General features: G+C 74.5%; 19 protein-coding genes. 14 read left to right on the top strand and 5 right to left on the bottom strand.

Features of this window, described 5'->3' with window-relative positions; translation table 11 throughout:
* Window positions 1-28: 28 nt before the first annotated feature.
* Window positions 29-2,350, top strand: a complete 2,322-nt coding sequence (locus tag QRY02_RS11725; protein ID WP_285991550.1) for an ATP-binding protein — start codon at window positions 29-31, stop codon at window positions 2,348-2,350.
* 138 nt (window positions 2,351-2,488) lie between these two features.
* On the opposite strand, the gene QRY02_RS11720 is transcribed toward QRY02_RS11725, so the two are convergent.
* The gene (locus QRY02_RS11720) at window positions 2,489-3,076 is read right to left on the bottom strand and encodes a TetR/AcrR family transcriptional regulator (protein WP_285991549.1); all 588 of its coding nucleotides are present in this window, start codon (window positions 3,074-3,076) and stop codon (window positions 2,489-2,491) included.
* Between the two features lie 93 nt (window positions 3,077-3,169).
* Here QRY02_RS11720 and QRY02_RS11715 point away from each other — a divergent pair, with 93 nt between their 5' ends.
* The 6 genes from QRY02_RS11715 to QRY02_RS11690 all read left to right on the top strand — a co-directional run bounded on the left by QRY02_RS11715 (window position 3,170) and on the right by QRY02_RS11690 (window position 9,373).
* Entirely contained in the window at window positions 3,170-4,471 is a 1,302-nt protein-coding gene (locus QRY02_RS11715) for a cytochrome P450 (RefSeq protein WP_285991548.1), read from the top strand.
* Window positions 4,468-5,358: an alpha/beta fold hydrolase gene (locus tag QRY02_RS11710; protein ID WP_285991547.1), complete on the top strand. Its 891-nt coding sequence runs from the start codon at window positions 4,468-4,470 to the stop codon at window positions 5,356-5,358. Before QRY02_RS11715 ends, QRY02_RS11710 begins: the two co-directional genes overlap by 4 nt.
* Window positions 5,342-6,184 carry an SDR family NAD(P)-dependent oxidoreductase gene (locus QRY02_RS11705; protein WP_285991546.1) on the top strand — a complete coding sequence of 281 codons (843 nt, stop codon included), beginning with the start codon at window positions 5,342-5,344 and terminating at the stop codon, window positions 6,182-6,184. Before QRY02_RS11710 ends, QRY02_RS11705 begins: the two co-directional genes overlap by 17 nt.
* A 1-nt stretch (window position 6,185) precedes the next feature.
* Entirely contained in the window at window positions 6,186-7,661 is a 1,476-nt protein-coding gene (locus QRY02_RS11700) for a flavin-containing monooxygenase (protein WP_285991545.1), read from the top strand.
* Window positions 7,662-7,694: 33 nt separating this feature from the next.
* Window positions 7,695-8,561, top strand: a complete 867-nt coding sequence (locus tag QRY02_RS11695) for an NAD(+)/NADH kinase (protein WP_285991544.1) — start codon at window positions 7,695-7,697, stop codon at window positions 8,559-8,561.
* Between the two features lie 110 nt (window positions 8,562-8,671).
* Window positions 8,672-9,373: a DUF998 domain-containing protein gene (locus QRY02_RS11690; protein WP_285991543.1), complete on the top strand. Its 702-nt coding sequence runs from the start codon at window positions 8,672-8,674 to the stop codon at window positions 9,371-9,373.
* Between the two features lie 191 nt (window positions 9,374-9,564).
* Here the strand turns inward: QRY02_RS11690 and QRY02_RS11685 are convergent, their stop codons facing one another.
* Complete coding sequence (locus tag QRY02_RS11685) at window positions 9,565-9,930, bottom strand: DNA polymerase ligase N-terminal domain-containing protein (protein ID WP_285991542.1); 366 nt, start codon at window positions 9,928-9,930, stop codon at window positions 9,565-9,567.
* 79 nt (window positions 9,931-10,009) lie between these two features.
* On the opposite strand from QRY02_RS11685, the gene QRY02_RS11680 reads away from it, so the two are divergent.
* From QRY02_RS11680 to QRY02_RS11670, 3 genes are all read left to right on the top strand, one after another.
* Complete coding sequence (locus QRY02_RS11680) at window positions 10,010-10,999, top strand: YdcF family protein (protein WP_285991541.1); 990 nt, start codon at window positions 10,010-10,012, stop codon at window positions 10,997-10,999.
* A 77-nt stretch (window positions 11,000-11,076) separates the two neighbouring features.
* On the top strand, window positions 11,077-11,910 hold the full coding sequence (locus tag QRY02_RS11675) for a hypothetical protein (RefSeq protein WP_285991540.1): 834 nt from the start codon (window positions 11,077-11,079) through the stop codon (window positions 11,908-11,910).
* Window positions 11,907-12,239 (top strand): transcriptional regulator, encoded by a 333-nt coding sequence (locus QRY02_RS11670; protein ID WP_285991539.1) that lies wholly within the window; start codon window positions 11,907-11,909, stop codon window positions 12,237-12,239. The genes QRY02_RS11675 and QRY02_RS11670 overlap by 4 nt, the downstream gene beginning before the upstream one ends.
* A gap of 44 nt (window positions 12,240-12,283) precedes the next feature.
* Here the strand turns inward: QRY02_RS11670 and QRY02_RS11665 are convergent, their stop codons facing one another.
* The 3 genes from QRY02_RS11665 to QRY02_RS11655 form a co-directional block, all read right to left on the bottom strand.
* A complete protein-coding gene (locus tag QRY02_RS11665) occupies window positions 12,284-13,498 on the bottom strand; it encodes a glycosyltransferase (RefSeq protein WP_285991538.1) in 1,215 nt (404 codons plus the stop codon).
* 127 nt (window positions 13,499-13,625) lie between these two features.
* Window positions 13,626-14,456: an SDR family NAD(P)-dependent oxidoreductase gene (locus tag QRY02_RS11660; RefSeq protein WP_285991537.1), complete on the bottom strand. Its 831-nt coding sequence runs from the start codon at window positions 14,454-14,456 to the stop codon at window positions 13,626-13,628.
* A complete protein-coding gene (locus tag QRY02_RS11655) occupies window positions 14,453-15,457 on the bottom strand; it encodes an alpha/beta hydrolase (RefSeq protein WP_502874198.1) in 1,005 nt (334 codons plus the stop codon). Before QRY02_RS11655 ends, QRY02_RS11660 begins: the two co-directional genes overlap by 4 nt.
* Window positions 15,458-15,844: 387 nt before the next feature.
* Between QRY02_RS11655 and QRY02_RS11650 the strand changes: the two genes are divergently transcribed.
* The 4 genes from QRY02_RS11650 to QRY02_RS11635 are packed head-to-tail and all read left to right on the top strand — an operon-like array spanning window position 15,845 to window position 24,083.
* Window positions 15,845-16,513 carry a hypothetical protein gene (locus QRY02_RS11650; RefSeq protein ID WP_285991536.1) on the top strand — a complete coding sequence of 223 codons (669 nt, stop codon included), beginning with the start codon at window positions 15,845-15,847 and terminating at the stop codon, window positions 16,511-16,513.
* Window positions 16,514-16,531: 18 nt separating this feature from the next.
* Window positions 16,532-18,235: a fatty acyl-AMP ligase gene (locus tag QRY02_RS11645; RefSeq protein ID WP_285991535.1), complete on the top strand. Its 1,704-nt coding sequence runs from the start codon at window positions 16,532-16,534 to the stop codon at window positions 18,233-18,235.
* On the top strand, window positions 18,232-22,623 hold the full coding sequence (locus tag QRY02_RS11640; protein WP_285991534.1) for a beta-ketoacyl synthase N-terminal-like domain-containing protein: 4,392 nt from the start codon (window positions 18,232-18,234) through the stop codon (window positions 22,621-22,623). The genes QRY02_RS11645 and QRY02_RS11640 overlap by 4 nt, the downstream gene beginning before the upstream one ends.
* The gene (locus QRY02_RS11635) at window positions 22,614-24,083 is read left to right on the top strand and encodes an MFS transporter (protein WP_285991533.1); all 1,470 of its coding nucleotides are present in this window, start codon (window positions 22,614-22,616) and stop codon (window positions 24,081-24,083) included. Before QRY02_RS11640 ends, QRY02_RS11635 begins: the two co-directional genes overlap by 10 nt.
* Window positions 24,084-24,102 lie beyond the last annotated feature (19 nt).

Here is a 24,102-nt window from a genome sequence, read left to right as displayed (position 1 = left end):
TTGAGCTGTGGGGAGGAGCTCAGCGACGGTGACGGAGAACGAACGGCTCCGGGCGGCGCGGGAACGCACCGGATCGAGGCAGCACCCCGGTGAGTGCCTGTCGCGGCGGGAGCTGGCGGAGCTGGTCAACGCCTGCCTCTGGGAGCACCACCGGCAGCGGACGGCGGTGGACGACAACTACGTCGCGAAGCTCGAGCGCGGCACCATCCGGTGGCCGAACGCCCGGTACCGGGCCGCGTTCCGCGCTGTGCTGGACGCCGGAACCGACGCGGACCTGGGGTTCGCCAATTCGCGCCGTCCGGCCGCTCCCGTCACCGAGCGCCGGGCGGTGTCGCCGGTGCCGCACCAGCTTCCGGCGCCACCACTGCGGTTCACCGCCCGCGTGGACGAGCTGAAGGAGCTTTCGGCCGCGTGTGACGGCGGCCGGGTCGGCGACGGTGCCGTCCTGGTCATCTCGGCGGTCGCCGGTGCCGGCGGTGTCGGGAAGACGGCCTTGGCGCTGCACTGGGCCCACCGTGAGCTGGACCGGTTCCCGGACGGCCAGCTCTACGTCGATCTCCGCGGGTTCGACCCCGCCGGTCCGCCGATGCCGCCCGAAACCGCGATCCGCGGCTTCCTCGACGCGTTCGGCGTCGCCACCTCGGCGATCCCGGCCGGCCTGACCGCGCAGGCCGCGTTGTACCGGACGCTGGTCAGCGGAAAGCGCATGCTGATCGTCCTCGACAACGCCCGGGACAGCGCCGCGGCCGAACCGCTGCTTCCGGGCAGCGCCGGCTGCACGGTGATCGTCACCAGCCGCCACCACCTCACCGGGCTCGTCGCCCGCGGTGCGCACGCGATGCGGCTGCCGATGTTCACCCCGGGCGAAGCGGGCGAGCTGCTCGTCAAGCACCTCGGCGCCGCCAAGGTCGACGCCGAGGCCGACGCGAGCGCCGCACTGGTCCGCTTCTGCGCCGGGCTGCCGCTGGCCATCAGCATCGTCGCGGCCCGGGCCGGCTCGAACCCGGCCTTTCCCCTGGCGCTGCTGGCCGCCGAGCTCGCCGACGAAACCGGCCGGCTGGACGGGCTCGACGCCGGTGAAGCGTCGGTGCGGCTGTCCTCGGTGTTCTCCGCCTCCTACCGGGCGCTGGACGACGAAGCCGCGGACCTGTTGCGGCACCTCGGCCTGGCGCCGGGCGCCGATGTCCCGGTCGCCGCCATCGCCGGCCTCACCGGCCGGCCCGGCCACCGGATCCGCCGGCAGCTGCGCACCCTCGAGCACGCCCACCTGCTCCAGCAGCACCGCCCCGGCCGGTACCGGATGCACGACCTCGTCCGCCTCTACGCCCGCGACCGCGCGCAGACCGACCTGTCCGAGGCCGCGCGGGACCAGGCGATCCGCCGGTTCGTCGGCTTCTACCTGCACACCGCGTTCGCCGCCGAGCGGCTGCTCGACGACCACCGCCCGTCCATCGACCTCCCGCCCCCGCCGCCCGGATGCCATCCGGCGCCCCTCGACGACCACGCCGCGGCCGTGCAGTGGTTCGCCGAGGAACACGCGAACCTGCTCACCGCCCAGCAGTGCGCGATCCGGCGCGGCTGGGTCGAGGAGGTCTGGCGGATCGCGTGGACGGTGAACACCCACCACATGCGCCACGACCGCCGGGACGACAACCTCCGCGTCTGGCAGCCCGCGATCGACGCCGTCACCGACATCCGCGGGCGCTCCGACCAGGCGGACGTCCATCGGCTCTACGGCTGGGCCCGGGTCATGGTCGGCGATCACGGAGCCGGGATGACCCAGCTCGGCCGGGCGCTGGAGCTGTTCCGGCAGGCCGGCGACGTCGCGGGCCAGGCCCGCGCCCACGAGGCACTCGCCGCGGCCTGGGAGCAGCAGGGGGATCCCCGGCGTGCGTTGGCGCCGGCACGGCAGGCGTTGACCTTGTACGAAGGTCTCGGCCAGGCCGCCCGGATCGCGAACGCCCTCAACACGGTGGGGTGGCAGTACGCGCGCCTGGGCGAACTCGACCAGGCCACCAGGTACTGCACCGCGGCACTGCGCCTCTTCCGCCGGCTCCGGTACCTCGACGCCGAGGCCTATGCCCTGCACAGCCTCGGCTACATCGACCACCAGGCCGCACGGCACCCGAGCGCGGTCCGCCACTACCGGCGCGCGGTGAACCTCCTGCGCGGAGCGTTCGACCCCAAACAGGAGGCGGTCGTGCTCGCCGACCTCGCCGAGGTGTACGCGTCGGCCCACCGCTACCGCCGGGCCCGGCACCTGTGGCTGGAGGCCCTCGCCCTCTTCCGCCGGCAGCACCGGGCCTCCGACATCGAGCGGATCGAACGCCGTCTCGCCGCGCTCGCCTGACCGGGATCCCGCGATTCCTCCCTCCCGGGAGCCGCCACCGCCTGTCAGATTGGTCTTGCGCAGCACGACGCCGACGCTGCGGAGCAGGGGGAGGTGGTGGCGGCACCCGGTGGCGGGTGCCGCCACCCAGCCGGTGCGTTACGCCGGGCCGAGCACCGCGATCGAGGCCCGGACCGCGACCTCGGTGACATCACCGGCGCGGCCGCCGTCCTCCACCGTCGTGGCGATCAGCTCCCGCAGGCCGCCCAGGAGCATGATCGACAGCTGCCGCGAAGGCGGGGTGATGCCCGCCGCGCGCATTTCCGGGGTGTCCGTCAGGCGCAGCGTCATCGCGATGAAGCCCTCCATCGCGTCGCGCTGCAGGCCGCGGGCCGGGGCACCCAACGCCGGTACGTCGCGGATCCAGCTCAAGGTGATCGCCGGCTCCGACTCCGCGCACGCGATCCACGTCTCGATCGCCTGGCGGACCTGGTCCCGCCACGGTGCGCGCGGGTCCACCGCCTCGGAAATCTGCTGGATCATCGACCGGTTCGCCTCCGCCAGGAGCGCGATCAAGCACTCTTCGCGGCTGGAGAAGTGCTCGTAGAACGTCCGGCGCGACGTGCGGGCGCGGCGGACGACGTCGGCCACCGTCGTGTCGCGGAAGCCGGCCTCGGTGATCGACTCGGCCAGCCCGTCCAGGAGGCGCTGGCGGAACCGGCGGGTGTCGACGTCCACGGAAGTCACGCTATACCTCCCAGACCTTCGCTCTTGAAACCGGATGGTACACCGGCGTACCGTACCGACGGTACGCTCGCGTACCACCTTCCAGGAGGGTCGATGACGACCATGACAAGCCCCGCGACGCTGCCACCGGGGCCCACCGCGCCCCGGGCCGTCCAGGGCGCCTACGCGCTGACGCAGCCCCTGCGCGGCATGCGGCGGCTCAAAGAACGCTACGGGGACGCCTTCACGGTGAACGTGCCGATCTTCGGCAACGCCGTGGTGATCAGCGGCGCCGCCGAGATCAAGCAGCTGTTCACCTCCGGGCCCGAGCTCGCCGACAACCTCGAGGTCAACCTCGGGCGCGTGCTCGGCTCCCGGTCGATGTTCGCGCTGTCCGGCGACGAGCACAAACGGCAGCGCAAGCTCCTGGTCCCGCCGTTCCACGGACGGCGGCTGGCGGCGTACGAGCGGATCGTCGAGGAAGAAACCGCGCGCGAACTGGCGAGCTGGCCCGAAGACAAAGCGTTCGCCACGCTGCCGTCGATGATGCGGATCACCCTCAACGCCATCCTCCGTGCCGTCTTCGGCGCCGAAGGGGCCGAGTTCGCCGAGCTGCGCGAGCTGCTGCCGCCGTTCGTCACCCTCGGCTCCCGGCTGGCCGTGCTGCCGATCCCGAAACGCGGCCGCTTCAACCCGTGGCGCCGCTTCGAACGGATGCGCCGCGAGTACGACGCCATCGTCGACCGGCTGATCGCGAAGGCCCGCGCCGACGGCAACGACCGCGACGACGTCCTCTCGATGATGCTGCAGACCCGCTACGACGACGGGTCGGGACTGAGCCGCGAAGAGATCTCCGACCAGCTCCTCACCCTGCTCACCGCCGGGCACGAGACCACGGCGACCACCCTGGCCTGGGCCGTCGAACGGCTCCGCCGCCACCCCGCGCTGCTGGCGGAACTGCACGAAGACGACGGAAAACTGCTCGACGCCACGATCCTCGAGGTCCAGCGCACCCGCCCGGTCATCGACCTCACCGCCCGCCAGGTCAAGCAGGACGGCTTCCAGCTGGGCCGGTGGACGCTGCCGAAGGGCTACGCGGTGCTCGTCAGCATCGCGCTGATCCACGACGACGACGCCGTCTTCCCCCACGCGGCCACCTTCGACCCGCACCGCTTCGCCGGCGCGCGCCCGGATCTCTACCAGTGGATCCCGTTCGGCGGCGGCACCCGCCGCTGCCTCGGCGCCGCCTTCGCGACCATGGAAATGACCGTCGTGCTGCGGACCCTGCTGCGGGACTTCACACTCGTTCCGACCGACGAGCCGGACGAACGCTGGCACTCGCGGGGCGTGGCCTACGCCCCGGCCAAGGGCGGCCGCGCGATCGTGCGCCGCCGGACCACCGGAGGAGATTCGTGACCGACCAGATCGCCGACGCCGGCCGGGGCATTTCCCTGGCCTACGAGCGGATCGGGGACACCGGCGCCGAGCCGCTGGTGCTCGTCGCCGGCCTGGGCCAGCAGCTGCACAGCTGGCCGGACGCCTTCTGCGCGAAGCTCGCCGAACGCGGGTACGAGGTCGTCCGGTTCGACAACCGCGACGCCGGCCGCTCCACGCACCCGCGCTTCCGGCCGCCGAGCCTGCTCGGCATGCTCGCCGGCCGGTTCCCCGCGCAGCAGTACGACCTCACGGACATGGCCGCCGACACCATCGGCCTGTTCGACGCCCTCGACCTCGAGACCGCCCACATCGCGGGGGTCTCCATGGGCGGCATGATCGCCCAGACCACGGCCGCGCGGTACCCGGAGCGGATCCGCACCCTGACGTCGATCATGTCGACGACCGGGTCGCGCGTGCTCGGCCGGCCCGCGCTTTCGACGTTGCGGATGATGGGCGCGAAGCCGCCGAAGTCCCGCGAGGAGGCGGTCGAAAGCGCCGTCCGGATGTTCCGCCACATCGGCTCGCACGGCTTCCCGTTCGACGAGGCCCGGGTCCGCGAGCTGGCCGGGACGGGCTGGGACCGCGACCCGACGGCCGGCGGCGTCGGCCGTCAGCTCGCCGCCATCATGAAGTCCGGCAACCGGACGCCGCTGCTGCGGAAGATCACCGCGCCGACGCTGGTGATCCACGGCGACCGCGACCGGATGGTCCACCCCACCGGCGGCGCGGCCACCGCGCGCGCGATTCCCGGCGCCCGGCTCGAAACCGTCCGCGGGATGGGCCACGACCTGCCCGAAGGCGCGTGGCCTGCGATCCTCGACCTCATCGACGAGCACGCGAGGAGCAGCGATGTCCCGGCCCCGTAGTGTCGCGGGCCGCCCGGTGGTGATCACCGGCGCGGCCTCCGGCATCGGCCGCGCCCTGGCCACCCGGCTGTCCAGGCTCGGCTCGCCGGTCGCCCTCGCCGACGTCGACGAAGACGGCCTCAAAGCCACCGCCGCTGCGCTGTCCGGCCAGGTGCTGACCCGCGTCCTCGACGTCCGCGACGCCGAAGACCAGCTGCGGTTCGCCGCCGAGGTCCGCGAGTGGCTCCCGGCGCCCCTGGCCGCGGTGTTCAACAACGCCGGTGTCGCGGTGACCTCGTCCGTGCTCGACGCGGTGCCCGAGGACGACGACTGGCTGCACGACATCAACTTCCGCGGGGTCGTGCACGGCACCCGGGCGTTCCTGCCCATCCTTGTCGAGCAGGGCGAAGGAGCGATCGTGAACACCTCCAGCGTCTACGGCCTGCTGGGGGTGCCGTACCAGAGCGCGTACTGCGCGGCGAAGTTCGCCGTGCGCGGCTTCACCGAGTCGCTGCGGCAGGAACTGCGCGGCACCGACGTCCGCGCGGTGACCGTGCACCCGGGCGGCATCACGACGAACATCGCGCGCAACGCCCGTGTGCGCCGCGACCCCGAGGGGCGCGGCCGTACCCACGAGCAGATGGCCGCCCAGTTCGAGGCGGTGGCGATGACGTCGCCGGACAAGGCGGCGGCGATCATCCACGCCGGCGTCGACCGCGGGAAGGCCCGCATCCTGGTCGGCCCGGACGCCTACCTGTTCGACGCGCTCGCCCGCATCACCCCCACCCACTACAACGCCGTGCTGACGCGCGTGATGCAGCGCGCCCGGCGGACGGAGACCGTGTGACATGACCGAACACCTCGACGTGCTGATCGTCGGCGCCGGGCTGTCCGGCGTCGGCGCGGCCCACCACCTGCGCACGGCGTTCCCGCGCAAGAGCTACGTGATCCTCGAAGCCCGCGACGCGATCGGCGGCACGTGGGACCTCTTCCGCTACCCCGGCGTCCGGTCCGATTCGGACATGCAGACCCTCGGCTACCGGTTCCGGCCGTGGACCGACGCGAAGGCCATCGCGGACGGGCCGTCCATCCTGAAGTACGTCCGCGACACCGCGGCCGACGCGGGGATCGACCGCCACATCCGGTTCGGGCACCGGGTGGTCCGGGCCGCTTGGTCCACAGAGGACGCACTGTGGACGGTCGAGGCCGAGCACGACGGGAAGCCGGTGGAGTTCACCGCGAAGTTCCTGTACCTGTGCAGCGGCTACTACGACTACGCGGCCGGGCACACGCCGGAGTTCCCCGGGCTGGAGAACTTCGGCGGCACCGTCGTCCACCCGCAGCACTGGCCCGAGGACCTGGACTACACCGGCAAGAAGGTCGTCGTCATCGGCAGCGGCGCCACCGCGGTCACGCTCGTCCCGGCGATGACCGGCCGCGCCGCGCACGTGACGATGCTGCAGCGCTCCCCCAGCTACATCCTGTCGCTGCCGGCGGAGGACGCGCTGGCCAACCGGCTGCGCGGGCTGCTCGGCGCGCGGCTGGCGTACCCGATCGCGCGCTGGAAGAACGTCGCGGTGAGCACGCTGATCTACCAGCTCAGCCGGCGTCGCCCCGGCGTGGTCAAGGCGCTGATCCGCAAGGCGACGGCGAAGCAGCTGCCGCCCGGGTTCGCCGTCGACACCCACTTCAAGCCGCGCTACCAGCCCTGGGACCAGCGGCTGTGCCTGGTCCCGGACGGCGACCTGTTCCGGTCGATCCGCCGCGGCGACGCCTCGATCGTCACCGACCGGATCGCGGAGTTCACCGAGCGGGGCATCCGGCTCGAGTCGGGCGGCGAGCTCGAGGCGGACGTCGTCGTCACCGCCACCGGGCTGCGGCTGCTGGCCTTCGGCGGCATCGGGCTGTCGGTGGACGGCGCGCCGGTGAAGCTGCCGGAAACCATGGCCTACAAGGGCATGATGCTCAGCGGCGTGCCGAACTTCGCCTTCACGATCGGCTACACGAACGCGTCGTGGACGCTCAAGGCCGACCTGGTCGGCGAGTACGTCGTCCGGCTGCTGCGCCACCTCGACCGGCACGGCTACGACCAGTGCGTGCCGGTCAACGACGACCCGGCGGTCACCGAGCGGCCGCTGCTGGACTTCGACGCCGGGTACGTGCTGCGGTCGATCGACGAGTTCCCGAAGGCGGGTTCACGGGCGCCGTGGCAGCTGGGCATGAGCTACGCGCACGACGTCGTCAAGCTCCGGCACGGGCGGATCGACGACGGCGCGCTGCGTTTCTCGCGGCGCCGGGCGGGAGCGGGCAGACTGAGCGCATGACGCTCGGTACCTCGCCCGCCCAGGGCCGCTGACATGCACTCCGCAGGCCTCGTGCTGCATCCCCGCCGCGACTCCGCAGCCGCCGTCGAGGCCGTCCTCGGCTGGGCCGGGAACCGGGGCATCGAAATCCTCGGCATCGCCGACGAGATCGTCCGGCTGAACTGCGCCGCGATCGGGGTGACGCCCGAGGAGCTCGGCCGCCGCTCCGACCTGGTGGTCAGCCTGGGCGGCGACGGCACGATGCTGCGGGCCATGCGGCTGGCCGACGGGCAGCGTGCGCCGGTGCTCGGGGTGAACCTCGGCAAGCTCGGCTTCCTGGCCGAGGTCGACGTCCCCGACCTGCCCGGTGCGCTCTCGGCCATCGACGACCACGAGTTCACGGTGGAACCGCGGCTGGCCGTGGACGCGGTGCTGCACGGGCGGAAGGTCACGGCGTTCAACGACATCGCGGTGGTGCGCGTGCCCGGCGACGGCAGCGCGGTGGTCGCCGTCCGCGTCGGGGGCCAGCCGTTCGTGAGCTACTCGGCCGACGCGGTGGTCGTCGCGACCCCGACCGGCTCGACGGCGTACAGCTTCTCGGCGGGCGGCCCGATCACCAGCCCGGCGGTGGAGGCCCTGCTGGTGACGCCGGCGGCGCCGCATTCGGCGTACAGCCGGGGCGTGGTGCTGTCGGTGCACGACGAGGTGAGCCTGGAGCTGCTGCCGACCAGCGGCCGGCTCGCGGTGGAGGTCGACGGCCAGGTTCAGGGGTACGTCTCCGCCGGCGAACGGCTCGACCTGCGTGGCCGGCCGAGCGCGGCGCGGGTGGTCCGGCTCGGGATGACGACGTTCTACCAGCGGGCGCGGCGCAAGCTGCGGCTCACGGATTCGGCCGAGATCCCGCAGGACGGCGACCACTGAAGGTGTCCTGCGTCACAGCGCGAGCACGTCGGCAATGGTCACGGAAAGGTCACGGGTAGCGTCCGCGCCTGCGCCTGAACCAGCCGAACCGTCCCGGAGTGTTTCCCTGCATGCTGTGTCCCGCACCCGTTCGTCCCCGCCTGCGCGCCCGCCTGCTCGTGCCCGGGGCCCTCGCCGCCTTCGCCGGCGCCGTCGTCCTGCTCGCCGTGCTGCACGTCGACCGCCGGCTCGCGCCCCTCGACCCGGTCAGCACGATGCTCAGCGACTACGCGCTGAGCGCGGGCCGCTGGATGTGGGACGGCGCGCTCCTGCTCACCAGCACGGGATCGGCGTTGCTGCTGGTCGCGCTCTACCGCCGTGGCCTGCTGGCCAACCCGGCACTGGTGGCGGCGAAGGCGCTGTGGTGCGTGAGCCTCCTGGCGGTCGCGGTGTTCGCGAAGGACCCGCAGGGTGGGGCGGTCACCGCGACGGGCAAGATCCACCTGTACGCCTCGGCGGTGACGTGCCTGAGCCTGCCGGTCGTCGGCTGGGCGCTGGGACGGCGGCACCGCGACGACCCGCGCTGGCGGCGTTTCGCGACGTGGTCGCGGCGGCTGGCCCTGGCGGCGATCCCGTTCTACCTGCCGTTCATCGTCCCGTTCGCGGTGAACGTCATCCTCGGCGGCCACCTGCCCACCGTGGCGACCGGCCTGGTCGAGCGGCTGATGATGGTCCTGGAGATCGCCCTGCTCGGCGTCCTCGGTCACTGGGCGCACCGGGCGATGCCGGCCGGCGTCCGGTTCCGGCCGCGCGCTCAGGTCTCGCCCGGCTGAGGCGGGCTCGCCGGAATCCGGAACTCGCGTGATCCGGGCCGTCTCCCGCGTGACTGGGGCCGGAACTCGCGTGACTGGGGCCGGCTCCCGCGTGATTGGGGCCGGAACTCGCGAGTTACGGCCCCAATCACGTGAGTTCCGGCCTCGATCACGGGAGTTCCGGTTCTGATCACGCGGGTTCCGGGTCGGGGCTACCCGGCCTCGGCGCCCGGCTGATCGCGGGTGCGGTGCAGGAGCCAGTCGCGGGCGGTGCGGATCAGCGCGTACCGCACCGCGCCCGCCCGGCCGTGCAGAGTGAAGAGGATGCGCTTGGCCGTCCGGTCGTGCTCCTCCCACCAGCCCGTGTCGGCGATCTTCTTCGTCTCGTCCTCGTAGGCGAGGTGGTCGAGAGCGTGGTCGGGCACGGCGACGGCGAGCCGGTCGGCGCCCGGATCCGGCGGGAGGCCGCGCGGGACCGCCCATGAGCGCAGCACGCCGTCCTCCTCCAGCCGCAGGTCGAAGTGGTGCCGCGGGCGGAAGTGCTCGTGCAGCACGAACGCCGGTCGCCGATCGCTCACGGCGTTCACCATGCCATGTCACCCGTCCGGGCAAGCCCGGCTAGGTTGGGACCCCGCAGGGGAATCCAGGGAGGCCGGGGTGAACGTCGCCGGTGTGGTGCTGCCGGGCGCCGCCGGGGTGGCCCTCGTCGTGTTCGCCGTCCGGCTGGCACGCGAACCGCGACGGCTGGGCAACGCCGTGTGGCTCGGTGTCGCGCTGCTGCTGACCGCGTTGGGGCTGCTGCGCGCCGCGCTGCACATGGAGTGGCTGACGCCGGTGCTGCTCGGGCTGCTGAGCGTCGTGGCGGTGCTCGTCGCCCTGATGCTGCCGGCCGCGTTGATCGCCAACGGCGTGCGGATGTGGCGGCGGGAAGGCCGCAGCGGCGGGAACCTGCTGTCGCTGGGCCTCGGGGCCGGGCTGGTCACGCTGGAGGCCCTGGCCTTCGCGCCGCTCGGCCGGTGGGGTTCGGTGCTGGTGGCCGTCGCCGCCGTGCTGGCCGGGTACTTCGGGTTCCTGTTCCTGTCGCTGCTGGTCTATTCCGTCGTGTACAGCCGGATCGGCCGCCGCGGCGGGTTCGACGCGATCATCGTGCTCGGCTGCGGTCTCGACGGCGAGCGCGTGCCGCCGCTGCTCGCCGGACGCCTCGAGCGCGCGATCCTGCTCCACGACCGGGAGCCGGTGCCGCCGCTGCTGGTCGTTTCGGGTGGGCGGGGCCCCGGCGAAACGGTCTCCGAAGCCGAAGCGATGCACGACTACCTGCGGGACCGCGGGATCCCGGCCGACCGCATCCGGTGCGAGGACGAGGCCCGCACGACCGAGGAGAACCTCCGGTTCTCGGCGGGGCTGCTCCCCGCCGGCGCGCGCCGGGTGGTCGTGGTGACCAGCAGCTACCACGTGTTCCGGGCGGCGGTGGAGTGCCGCCGGCTCGGCCTGCCGTTCCACGCGACGGGCGCGCCGACGGCCCGGTACTTCCTGCCGAGCGCGCTGCTGCGCGAGTTCGCGGCACTGATCCTGCACTACCGCCGGACGACGATCGCGGCGTGCGCGGTGATCGCCGGCGCGGGCCTCCTGCTGGCGCTCTTCGCCTGAGCCACCGCACTCCCCGTGGTAGGTTCACGCACAGATCGAGTTTGCCAAATAGACCAGTTACGAATCCAGGGGGTCAGATGAGCGACCTCGCACCGGCCGAGCTGCTCGACGAGATGACGCGGCTGCGGGCGCGGACCAGGGCGGACCGCCACGCGTACGTCCCGCCGCTGTTCCTGTTCGGCGCGCTCGTGCTCCTTTCGCCGCTGTGGGCCTACGGCGCCCCGCCCCGGTTCAGCGTCGCGGGCGTGTGGTTCGGCGAGCCCCTGCAGCTGTACTGGCTGTTCGCGGTCGTCGGCGGGTTCCTGGCCACCGCGGCCTGGTACCTCCACCGCGGCAGCCGCACCGGCGTGCGGACGCCCATCCGCGGCTACCTCGCCATCGGCTTCGTCGGCGTCCTCGCGCTTTCCCTGGGCATGGCGGCCGTCGCATCGTTCCACCCCCGGACCGCCATCCTCCCGTACACCCGGCCGTCGTTCACGATCCCGGCGGCCGCCCTCGTCCTGCTCGCGCTCGGCGCCGTCTGGTGGCTGCGATCCCGGCTCGGCAGCGGGATCGCGCGAGGAGCCGCCACCGCCGTCGCGATGGTCTTCGGCCTTCTCGCCTTGGCCGTGCTCGACCTGGAGTTCGCGCCGGTGCGGCCCAACGCGCCACTGCTCACGATCGCGCTGGGCCTGATCGGGCTGGCGTGGCTGGAGCGCAGCGAGCTGCTCGGCGTGATCAGCGGTGTCTTCGCGGCCGCCGCGCTCCTGGCCAACCTCTACAACATGCAGAACGTCTTCTTCCACCTCGGCGTCTTCGAGCGCTACGAAGGCCCGGAGACGATGACGTTCACGAACACCCTGCTGCCGGGCCTGGTGCTGCTGGTGGGCGGCGCGGTGGCGGCGTGGCACGAGCGGCAGGCGCGCGCATGAGCGAGCACCCCGCGGCGGGCCTGGACGAGACCGTGCACCAGCGGCACCGGCTCGGCATCCTCACCATCGCCGCCGAGGCCGGGAAGGTCGACTTCGGGTACCTGCGCCGGACCCTCGACATGACGGCCGGGAACCTGTCCCGGCACGTCACGATCCTTGGAGAGGCCGGGCTGATCGACGTCGAAAAGGGGTACGAGGGCAAGCGCCCGCGCACGTGGATCACCATCAGCCCGGCGGGCCGGCGAGCGCTGGCCGCGGAAGTGGCGGCCCTGCGAGCGTTGGTTTCGGCGGTCGAGCGCGCAGTGCCGGCCCGGCCGCTGACCACCTAGCCGGGCTGCCCGCGGCGAGGTTGCGGGCCCGGCGCTCGGTACCCCTAACCCGCACGCAGGATCGAGCAGGCGCGGGCCACGCCGTCCTCGGCCCGCAGGCGGGCGCCGACGTACTGCGCTCCCCGGCTGAACAGCGGGTTCTCCGTCAGTTCCCGCAGCCGCGCGGTCAGTGATCCGACGTCGAGTTCCTTGAGGGGCAACGGTTCCGGGCCGGCGCTCAGCCGCGACACCCGGTCACCCCAGTAGGGCTGGTCGGAGAAGACCGGGCAGACCAGCGCCGGCACCCCGGCCCGCAGCCCGGCGGCGGTGGTCCCGGCGCCGCCGTGGTGGACGACGGCGGCGGTGCGGGGGAACAGCCAGTCGTGCGGGACGTCCCCGGCGATCAGCAGGTCGTCCGCGCCGGCCCCGGTGGTGAGGACGCCGCGCAGCCCGGCGCGGCGCAACGCCGTGGTGACGATGTCGGACGTCCGCTCGGCGTCGGCGGGCCGCATGCTGCCGAAGCCGACGTACACCGGCGGCGCGCCCGCGGCGAGGAAGTCGCGCAGCCGCGGGTCCGGGCGCGGGTTCGCGGTGTCGAGGAACCAGTAGCCGGTGACGTGCACGCGGGCGGGCCAGTCGGGCGGCCGCGGCACGACGGCGTCGGAGAACCCGCACAGCACCGGCGACCGCCGCCGCGGTCCCCTGGCCCCCGCCTTCGGCAGGCCGAGCGTCTCGACGCGCCAGCGGTCGACTTCGGGCCGCAGGACCTGCCAGGCGAAAGCGTCGACGGCGGTGAAGCTGAGGTGCCGTCCCCACGGGCCGAGCCGGCCGGCCCGAGGCAGGAGGGGGTGGGCGAAGGCGCGCGTCGGGACACTGGGCTGGTAATGCAGTTCGACGTCGGGAACGCCGAAATGGGCACCCAGGTGCGTGCCGAGGAAGCCGAGTGAGGGTGCGAGCACGAGGTCGGCCCCGGCGGCGCCGGCGTGGACGTCGGCGAGAAGCCGGTCGAGTACGGGCCGCAGGACGGCCCGCAGCCCGGAGAGGAAGCTCCGGCGGCTTCCGGCGGTCCACGCTCGCCCGGCGGCCGAGCCCAGGATGGCGGCGGGGTCGGCTGAGAGGGGCGCGAAGCCGAGGCCGTGGGCTTCGGCAAGCGCCCGGAAGCCGGGCGCGGCGAGCAAGCGGACACGATCGCCATCGGCGGCCAGGCCGCGGCCGAGCGCCACGCACGGCTGGACGTCGCCACGCGAGCCCGGCGCGACGATCACGACCAGGCGGCTCATCGCTTCCCTCCGGCACGGGGGCCGTGGGGCGGCCCCGGCCGGCTGTTCACCGCACCGCCTCATCGCTTCCCTCCGCCAGGGGGGCCGTGGGGCGGATTCGGCCGGCCGTGCACCGCACCGCACCACCTCATCGCTTCGCCGCCGTCAAGTGGTACCGCACCCGGAACGGCAAGCGCGCCAGCACCGCCGCCAGCCGGGCGTCGGGGCCCACCAAATAGCGCGGGGCCGGCCGGCGGGCCGTCAGTGCCCGGACGACCGTCTCCGCCGCCCGGCGCGGGGGCACCCCGGTCCGGGCCGAGCGGGCCGCGCTGCGTTCCGCCGCCGCCAGCTGCTCGCCGTACCTCTCCAGGGCCGCCGCCGGCAACCGCTCGCGGACCTCCTCCGCCGCCGCGCGGGCTCGGGGCCAGATCGGCGTGGCCACCGCGCCCGGCTCGACCAGGACCACGCGGATCCCCTCCGGGGCCAGCTCCGCGCGCAGGCTGTCGGTCAAGCCGACCAGGGCGAACTTCGACGTGTGGTACGGCCCGACCATCGGGCCCGCGATCCGGCCGCCGATCGAGCCGATCGTCACCACGCGCGCCGATTCCGCGCGCCGCAACGCCGGCAGCATCGCGCGCGTCACCGCCAGCTGACCCGTGACGTTCACCTCCAGCTGCTCCCGGAACGCCGCCAGCGGCACGTGCTCGAGCGGCCCCGGCCGCGCCACGCCGGCGTTGTTCACCAGGCCCCGCAACGGTCCCGCCGCCGCGACGCGCGCTCCGCACCGGGCGACCGATTCCGCGTCGCGCAGGTCCATCCGCAGCACCGTGACCGCGTCGCCGTACGCGCGCTCGAGGTCCGCTTCGTCCGCGTCGGTGCGTACGCTCGCCCACACGTGCGCGCCGCGGCGGACCAGCTCCGCCACGCAGGCGCGGCCGATCCCGCCCGCCGCCCCGGTGACCACGTAGGACGGTTTCACGACGCCAGCACCTCCAGCATCCGCGGCCACGTCTTGTGCAGCTGCTCCTGCCAGTACGCCCACTGGTGCGTGCCCGGGCCGTAGAGGTCCGCCGTCACCGGGACGCCGAGGTCGCGCAGCCGGCCCGCCATCGCCGTCGTCTGGGCACCGCAGAGGAACTCCAGCAGCATCGCGCCGGGCAGGACGTCGATCGGGAGCTTGGCGTCGAGCGGGCCCGGCAGCCCGTTGCCCGCCGAGAGGTACAGCTCGGTGCCGCGCAGGCGCTCCGCGTTCACCAGCGGGTCGTGCGCTTCCCAGCGCGCGGCTTCGCGGCGGCGGTCGCCCCACAGGGCCTCGGGGTCGAGGTGGGCGGACGTGACGATCGCGTTCGTCAGCAGCTCGCCGCCGGGACCGGCAGGGTTGACGTTGCCGCTGAAGGAGGCCGCGTAGCGGAAGACTCCCGGCCGTCGCGCGGCGAGCTCGAGCGCCCCGTACCCACCGAGGGACAGCCCGGCGGCCGCGCGCCGGCCGTTCCCGCGGTAGCCGCGGTCGATCAGCTGCGGCAGTTCGACGGCGGTGAAGGTCTCCCACTGGTTGAGCGCGAGGTCCTTGCCGTAGTTCCACCAGTCGCTGAAGAAGCCCGCGGGTCCCGCGCCGGGCATGACCACCAGGACGCCGGCGTCGTCGGCGAGCTGCCGGACGTCGGTGTTCGCGCTCCAGCCGCGGTAGTCCTGCAGGCGGGTCTCGCCGGCCAGCAGGTAGACCGCCGCCCAGCGCCGGCCCGGCTCGGCCGCCCAGTTCCGCGGCAGGATCAGCCGGACCATCGCGTACGCCCCGGCACCGGCCGAGCGCACGGTCAGGTCGAGCACCCGCGCGTCACCGTCCACAGTGGTCTGGGCGACGACGTGCGAGCCGTCGTCGGCCCACGTGTCCGGGCCACCGGCCGCGGCCGAGGCGGGAGTGCCGGGCAGCGCGCACACCGCCGTCGCCAGTGCCGTGAACCACCTCACCAAAGGGCCCATGCGTTTCCTTTCCCGGACACTCGAAGGTGCGGCCAAGCTAAAGGAACGACGACCGGAAAAGCAATTGTCCTGTCCACGATGTGAACGGACAATGTGAATGCCAGGAAAACAAACTCCCCCGCAAGGGTGAGGCGGCGGTCGCGCAGGGTGACCACTCTCGGACGGCCGTGCCACAACCGGCGGCCGAACTCGCCAGTAACCTGCAATTCGGCAGGTCACCCGCTGTGCATGACGATGTTTACGCCGTCTTGAGGTGCTTCCGGTAACCGATTTCCCAGCGTAGCCTTCGCCGTGCCGCCGGATCGGACGTCACTCGAGGCGTCTCCGGCGAAGGGTTCCAGCGCAGGGGCCGCACCTCCCCCGAGAATGCTCCCGGAAGGGTTCTTCATGGCTGCCCGAATTCGCTTTCCCCCGCCCCGCTTCGCGGTCCTCCTGATCGCCGCGGCCGCCGTGGCCACCATTTCGCCCGCAAAACCGGCCACGGCGATCCCGCTTTCCGAGCCACCGGCCGGGCCGCCCGCCGCGCTGCTGCCGGCCGAGGCGATCCCCGGCCGGCCCGCCGCGCGCGACGTCTTCGACGTCGCCACCGCATTGTCCACTTCGGACCGGACGGACGACGGCGAGTGCGCCGACGTCGTCCACGGCCGGCTGCTTCGCCCCGGCGCGGGCACCGGCCAGGGCTTCCAGACGGCGGTACCCGGCGGGCAGCTGTCCGAACTCGTCGCCCGCACCCCGCACCCGCCCGGCCTCGACGCCTGGGCCGCGCAGGCGCGCCGCTGCGCCCGCGTCACCACCGACGACCAGGACCTCCCCACTGTCTCCACCACGACCGTCGTGACCCCGCCCACCGTTCCCGGCGCGCAAACCCTGTCCTACCAGCAGGTGCTGACCCTGCCCGGACAGCCGGCCGGGCTGCCCGGACTGCGCCTGCGCACCGTCGCCATCGCCGCCGGCGGCGTGCTCGTCCTGCTCCGCGACGCCGGAGCGACCGACCTCGACCTCGACACCCTGGCCGTCGCCGCGTGGCAGCACGCGGCCCCGCGGCTGGGCCGCTAGCACCCGCAAGGAGAACCCATGTCCCAGGAGAACTTCCCGGCGGTGGGCGGCGACACCCTGACCGCGTGCCTGCGCCACTGGGCGGCGACCACGCCCGACGCCCCCGCCCTGACCTTCGCCGACTTCGCCGACGACCCCGCGGGGCGGCGGCGCACGCTGACCTGGCGGCAGCTGGCCGAGCGCGTCGACGCCGCCGCGGGCGCGCTGCCGGTGTCGCCGGGCGACCGCGTGGCCGTGCTCTGCCCGCAGGGCCCGGACTACGTCATCGGGTTCCTCGCCGCGATCACCGCGGGCGCGATCGCGGTGCCGCTGTTCGATCCGGGCCTGCCCGGCCACGCGGGACGGCTCGCCGCGGTCCTCGCCGACTGCGCGCCGTCGGCCGTCGTCACCACGGCCGGCGCCCGGCCGGGCGTCGAAGCGTTCCTCGGCCAGGACATCGCCGTCGTCACGGTCGACCGGCCGGAACCGGCGCGGACGTGGCCCGCGCCCACCGCGGCCCCGGACGACGTCGCGTACCTGCAGTACACGTCCGGTTCGACGCGCAGCCCGGCCGGCGTGGTGCTGACCCACGCGAACGTGCTCGCCAACGTCACCCAGGCCGTGCGCGGCCTCGGCCTCGACCCGGCCGCGGCCACCACGGTCTCGTGGCTGCCGCTGTTCCACGACATGGGGCTCGTCCTCGGCTTGATCACGCCGCTGGCGCTGGGCCTGCGCTCGGTGCTGATGGACCCGCTCGCCTTCATCGAGCGGCCGGTCCGCTGGCTGGAGCTGCTCGGCGACCACGCGGGCAGCTGGAGCGCGGCCCCGAACTTCGCCTTCCACTACTGCGCGAGCCGGATCCGCGAGGCCGACCGCGCGCGGCTGCGGCTCGGCCGGGTCGCCGCGATCGTCAACGGCGCCGAGCCGATCAACCCGGACGTCCTCGACCGGTTCCACACCGCCTTCGCCGCCGCCGGGTACCGGCCGGACATGACCCGCCCGGCGTACGGACTGGCCGAGGCCACCGTCTTCGTCACCACCGGCCCCGCCGCGACCCCGCGCGTCACCACGTTCGACCGCGACGCCCTCTCCATGGGCACCGCGCGACCGGCCGGGGACGGCGTGCGGCTCGTCGCGTGCGGCGTCCCGGCCGGGCAGCTCGTCGCCCTCGTCGACCCGGAAACCGGGATCGTGCGACCCGACGGCTCGGTCGGCGAAATCTGGGTGCACGGGCCCAACGTCGGCACGGGGTACTGGCAGAAACCCGTGGAGAGCGCCGAGACGTTCGGCGCCCGGCCGTCCGGCGACGACCGGCCCTGGCTGCGGACCGGCGACCTCGGTGTCCGCCACGACGGCGAGCTGTACATCGCGGGCCGGATCAAGGACCTGATCATCGTCGACGGGCGCAACCACTACCCGCAGGACGTCGAAGCGACCGCCGCGTCGGCCGACCCCGCGATCCGCCCCGGCAGCGTCGCGGCCTTCGCCGTCGCGGGCACCGACACCGAAGCCGTCGTCGTGGTCGCCGAACACCGCGGCCACGCGGACCTGACCGAACCCGCCGAGCGCGCGCTCGGCGGCGCGATCCGGCGGCTGATCTCCGACGCGCACGGGCTCGCGCTGCGGGAGGTGCTGCTCGTGCCGCCCGGACGGGTCCCGCGCACCTCCAGCGGCAAGATCGCGCGCGGCGCCTGCCGCGACCGCTACTTCGCCGGCGACTACGGAAAGGCACTGGCGCGATGACCGAGCCGACGACCGACACCCTGCGCCGCTGGGTCCTGGACACCGTCGCCGAGCACACCGGCGTCACGGCCGAGCCCGACCGGCCGCTCGGCGACTACGGCCTGTCCTCCCGCCAGGCCGTCGGCATCGCCGCCGACCTCGAGGAACGGCTCGGCCGGCGGCTGCCGGCGACCTTGCTGTGGGAAAGCCCGACCATCGACCACCTCGTCCGCAGCCTGGCCGGTTTCGCGGAGCCGGACGTCCCGCGCGGCACCGACCGCCGCCGGACCGACCCCGTCGCCGTCGTCGGCCTGGGCTGCCGGTTCCCCGGCGCGGACGGGCCCGGCGAGTTCTGGGACCTGCTGCGCGGCGGACGCGACGCCGTCCGGACCGCACCGCCGGGCCGCTGGAGCGCCGAGGCGGCCCCGGTGCTGGGCGGGTTCCTCGACGACGTCGCCGGGTTCGACGCCGAGCACTTCGGCATCACGCCGCGCGAAGCGGCGACGATGGACCCGCAGCAGCGGATGCTCCTGGAGGTCACCTGGGCGGCGCTGGAGCACGCCGGCATCGCGCCGGCGTCCCTGCGCGGCAGCCGGACCGGCGTGTTCACCGGTATCGCGACCCACGACTACGGCCACCTCACGATGACCGGCGGCGAGCCGGACCTGTGGACGGCCACCGGCGCCGCGGGCAGCATCGCGGCCAACCGGCTGTCGTACGTCTACGACCTGCGCGGGCCGAGCATGGCGGTGGACACGGCGTGCTCGTCGTCGCTGGTCGCGGTGCACCACGCGGTGCGCGCGCTGCGCGACGGCGAGGCGGACCTGGCGCTGGCGGCGGGGGTCGACCTCATGCTGCTCCCGGGCCCGACGGCGGCGTTCGCGGCCGCGGGCCTGCTGGCGGGCGACGGCCGCTGCAAGACGTTCTCGGCGGCCGCGGACGGCATCGCGCGCGCCGAGGGCTGCGGTGTCGTGGTGCTCAAACGCCTGGCGGACGCCGAATACGACGGTGATCGGGTGCTCGCGGTGATCCGTGCCTCCGCGGTCAATTCCGACGGCCGCTCGAACGGCCTGGCCGCGCCGAACCCACTGGCGCAGCAGGCGATGCTGCGGGAGGCGTACCGGGAGGTCGATCCGTCCACTGTGGATTACGTGGAGGCGCACGGAACGGGGACGCTGCTGGGCGACCCGATCGAGGCCGGCGCGCTGGGCGCGGTGCTGGGTGCCGGACGGGCGGCCGGAGCGCCGTTGCTGATCGGCTCGGTGAAGACCAACATCGCCCACGCGGAAGCGGCCGCGGGGATCGCCGGGCTGATCAAGGTGGTGCTCGCGATGAAGCACGGCTCCCTGCCCCCGCAGCTGCACTTCGCGGCGCCGAACCCGCACATCGCGTTCGGCTCGCTGGGCTTGCGGGTGGTGACGGAGCCGACGCCGTGGCCCCGGCACACCGGCCGAGCGACGGCGGGGGTGTCGGCGTTCGGGTTCGGCGGGACGAACGCGCACGTGGTGCTCGAGGAGGCCACGCCGCCGGCTCGGGAGAGCGGCGGCGCGGCGCGGCGGAACGGTGTTCGGCCGGGCGGCACCGGCGGCGTCCGGCTCGGCCTTCTCTCCGCCCGGACCCGCGACCGGCTCACCGAGCGGGCCACGCAGCTGGCGGACTGGCTGGACTCCCCCGCCGGGCGCCGGAGCTCGCTCACCGACGTCACCCACACCCTCGCCCGGCGCGACAACGCCGGCCCGCACCGGGCCGCCCTCGTCGCCGCGGACCACCGGGAACTCGCCGCGCTGCTGCGAGCCGTCGGAGACCGCGCCGACCCCCTGCCCGCCGGTGCCGTCACCGGTGCCGCCGTCGCCGGGGACGGACCCGTTTTCGTCTTCTCCGGGCACGGGTCCCAATGGGCCGGGATGGGCCGGCACCTCCTGGCCGTCGAACCGGCCTTCGCCGCCCAGGCCGACAAGCTCGGCGACGCCTTCACGGAGTACGCCGGCCGGTCGTTGCGCTCGCTCCTCACCGGCGCCGCTCCCCGGACGCTGGCGGAAACCCAGCTGGCGATCTTCGGGACGCAGGTCGCGCTGGCCGCGCGGTGGGAGGCGCTCGGCGTCCGGCCCGCCGCCGTCATCGGGCACTCCCTCGGGTCCGCGGCCGCGGCCGTCGTGGCCGGGGTGCTGACCGGCGACGAAGCCGTCCACCTGGTCGCCACCCGCGCCCGGCTGCTGGAGACGGCCGGCCCGGGGGGCGCCATGGCCGCGGTGGAACTGACGCCCGGTGAGCTCGCCGGGTACCCCGGTGTCGAGCTCGCCGTCGACTCGGCGCCGGGGCAGGTGACCGTAGCCGGGGACGCTCTCGTCCTCGACCGGCTCGTCGCCGAGCTCGAGGCCGCCGGGCGGAGCGCGCGGCGGCTGCCCGTCGGGGTCGCCGGGCATTCGGCCGGAATCGAGCCCGTCCTCGGCGCCCTGCGCGACGCGCTCGCCGAGCTGGGTGGCCGGCGGCCGCTGGTGCCCTGGTACGACACGGTGCTGACCGACCCGCGCGAACTCCCGGACTTCGACGCCGGTTACTGGGCCGCGCACCTGCGCCGCCCGGTCCGGTTCCGCCAGGCGGTCACCGCGGCCGCCGCGGACGGCCACCGCGTGTTCGCCGAGGTCTCGCCCCACCCGATCCTGCGGGGTTCGCTGGCCCGCACCCTCGAAGCGGCCGGGATCACGGACGCGGTGGTGACGGGCACCCTGCGCCGAGGCCAGGACGAGGTCCGCGCCTTCGCGGCGGCCGCGGGCGCGCTGTACTGCGCGGGCACCCGCATCACGGTGACCACCCCGGACGACGGCGCCCAGCTCACGGACGTGCCGCCGATGCCGTGGCGCCACGAGCGGCACTGGTACACGGACAATGCCGAGGTCGCCCCGGCGCTCGCGACCGCACCCGGGACAACGGCCCCGGGTTGCGCGGCCGGGCCCGCCGCACGACCCACCGCGCCCGCCCCGGCGGGAGCGGCCGGACCCGAGACCGCGACTCCGGACCGTGCGGCCCGGCTCACCTCCCCAGCCGCCGCGCCCACCCCAGCCGGAGCCGCCGGCCCCCGCACCGCACCGGGCCACGCCACCGAACCCACCGCGCCCGCCGCCGCCGGTGATCGGCTCACCGGCATCGTCGCCGCGATCATGGGCCTCTCCCCCGACCGGCTGGATCCCGACGTCCCGCTCGTCGAACTCGGGCTCGACTCGCTCATGGCGAACCGGATCCGCGAAACCGTCCGGCGGGAACTCGGCGCCGAACCCGATGCCGCCGCCGTCCTCCGGGGCGCCACCCTTGCCGACCTCAACCGCGATCTCGTCCCCCGCGGTGACGAACCCCCGGCCCGGGACCGGGCCTGGGACGCCGCCGACCGCCTGGTCCGCCGGCTCTGGCGGCAGCACACCGGCACCGAGGCCGCCGGCCCGCACGTCCGCCTCACCGGCACCGCGCAACCGCGGCGGCTGGCCCGGCTGCTCGCCGACGGCCTCACCACCGAACTCGACACCCCCGTCGACCCGGCGGACCTCCTGCGCCACGACTCCCTCGCCGCCGTCGCCGATGTCGCGCGGGCACTGCTCGACACGCGCGAGGCCCGCGGGCCCGTGCACCTCCTCCGGCCCGGCGACGCCGGCACCGCACCCCTGCTGCTGTTCCACCCCGGCGGCAGCACCTGCACCGTCTACCGCCCGCTGCTGGACCGGCTGCCCGCCGGCGTGCCCTGCGTCGGCTTCGAACGCGTGCCCGGCGCCGCCATCGAGGACCGCGTCGAACGGCTCCTGCCGCTCGTGCGGGCCCGCGTGCCCCACGGGCCCTACCGGCTCGCCGGCTGGTCGTTCGGCGGTGCCCTCGCCTACGGCGTCGCCACGCGGCTCGCCGACGAGGGCGAACCGGTCGAGCTCGTCGCCCTCATCGACACCATGCTGCCGCTGCCCGAACCGGACCTCGACCCGCGGGCGTCGTCGGCCCGGCGGTTCCTGCGCTTCACCGGCTACGTCGAAGGCACCTACGGCCGGACCGTCCGGCTCGGCCACGACGAACTCGCGCCGCTGCCCGAAGAAGAACAGATCGAGCTCACCATGCGGCGGGTCGCCGAAGCCGGATTGCTGAGCCCCGGTGTCCTGCGGCACCAGCACCAGTCCTTTTCGGACACCCTCGCGGCGGAACGCGGGACGCCGCGGCCCTACGGCGGCCGGGTGGTGCTGTACCGGGCCACCGAACCGTACGCCGCCGGGCTCGCGATGGAACCGCGCTACTCCCGCACCGACCTCGCCGCCGGCTGGGCCGGGCTGTGCCCGCGGCTGGAGATCGTCCCGGTGGCCGCGCACCACCTGTCGGTCGTCGACCCGCCCCACGTCGACGTCGTCGTGCGACACCTCGGGGGCCTGCTGTGGCCGTGACGCAGGCGGGCGTCCGGGCGTGGCCGCTGCTGGCCGTGCTCGGCGCCGGCCTCTTCCTGGTCGCGGTGGACGCGACCGTGCTGCACGTCGCGCTGCCCGACCTCGTCCGGCAGTTGCGGCCCGGTGCCGCGGCCCAGGTCTGGATCGTGGCCGTCTACCCGCTCACCGCGGCGCCGCTGCTCCTGCCGTCCAGCACGCTCGGCGACCGCTTCGGACGGCGACGCGTGCTCGTCACCGGCTACGCGGTGTTCGGCGCCGCGTCGCTCGGCTGCGCGCTCGCGCCCGGCGTTCCCACGCTGCTCGCCGCGCGCGCGGCGCTGGGCGTCGGCGGTGCCCTGATCATGCCGGTGACGATGGCGCTGCTGCGGGAGCTGTTCCCGGACCGGCGACGGCGACGCGCGGCGATCGCGGTGTGCAGCGGCATCGCCGGAACCGGCTCGGTGTTCGGGCCGGTGCTCGGCGGGCTGCTCGTCCAGACGTGGGGCTGGCGGGCGACGTTCCTGGTCAACCCGCCGGTCATCCTGGCCGCGGTCGCGGCGGCGCTGCGGTGGCTGCCGCGCAGCCCGCCCGGACGTGAACCGTGGGACGCGCTCAGCGCGGTACTCGCCGCCGGCGGGGTGCTCGGGATCGCCGCCGCCGTCGGGCCGTCGGGGGGCGGCTTCGCGGCCGGGGCGGGTGCCGCCGGGTGCGTCCTCCTCGCGCTCTTCGTGCGCCGCCAGCGGCGGGCCGCAACACCCCTGCTGGACCTGGCCCTGTTCCGGCGCCCGGGGGTGCCGGCCGCGGCCGGCGGGGTCCTGCTGGTGATGAGCACGCTGGTCGGGCTCGGCCTGCTGCTCGCCCAGTACCTCCAGGTGGTGCTCGGCCTGTCCCCGACCGCCGCGGCCGCCCGGCTGCTGCTCGTGCTCGGCGCGGCCGCGACCGGCAGCGTGGTGGCGCCGGCGCTGCTGGAGCGGTTCGGCAACCCCCGCGTCCGCACCGCGGGGTTCGCCCTGGCGGCGGCGTCCCTCGGCATCCCGGCGGCGGGCGGGCTGGCGTCGCCGTGGTGGCTGGGCGGCGCACTGGCCGGTTCGGGCTTCGGCATGGCGCTCGCGCTGACGTCGAGCACGGACACGCTGCTGACGGCCGCCCCCGCCGACCGGGCGGGCGGCGCGGCCGCGGTCGAGAAGACCGGCTACGAACTCGGGGCGGGCCTGGGCACGACGGCGTTCGGCTCGCTGGCGGCGGCCGTCTACGCGGCCCACCTGGTGGTCCCACCCGGCGTGCCCGACGCGGCGGCCCGGCTGGCTTCGGCCGGACCGGCACAGGCCGAAGCCGCGGCCCACGGCTTCGCGGCGGCCACCGAGCTCCTCACCGCCGCCCGGACGGCCTGCACGGCGAGCGTCCAGACGGCGGCGGCCGTCGCTTGCGGGCTTTTTGCTGTTGTCACTTTGGTTTCTCTTCTTCGACGAGCCGCCGTATAGGTCGTTATACAAGCAAAGT

It is taken from the genome of Amycolatopsis sp. DG1A-15b (assembly GCF_030285645.1).
Classification (GTDB): Bacteria; Actinomycetota; Actinomycetes; order Mycobacteriales; family Pseudonocardiaceae; genus Amycolatopsis.
Note: the sequence above shows the minus strand (reverse complement) of the source record. Positions and strands in the feature narration are given on the sequence as shown.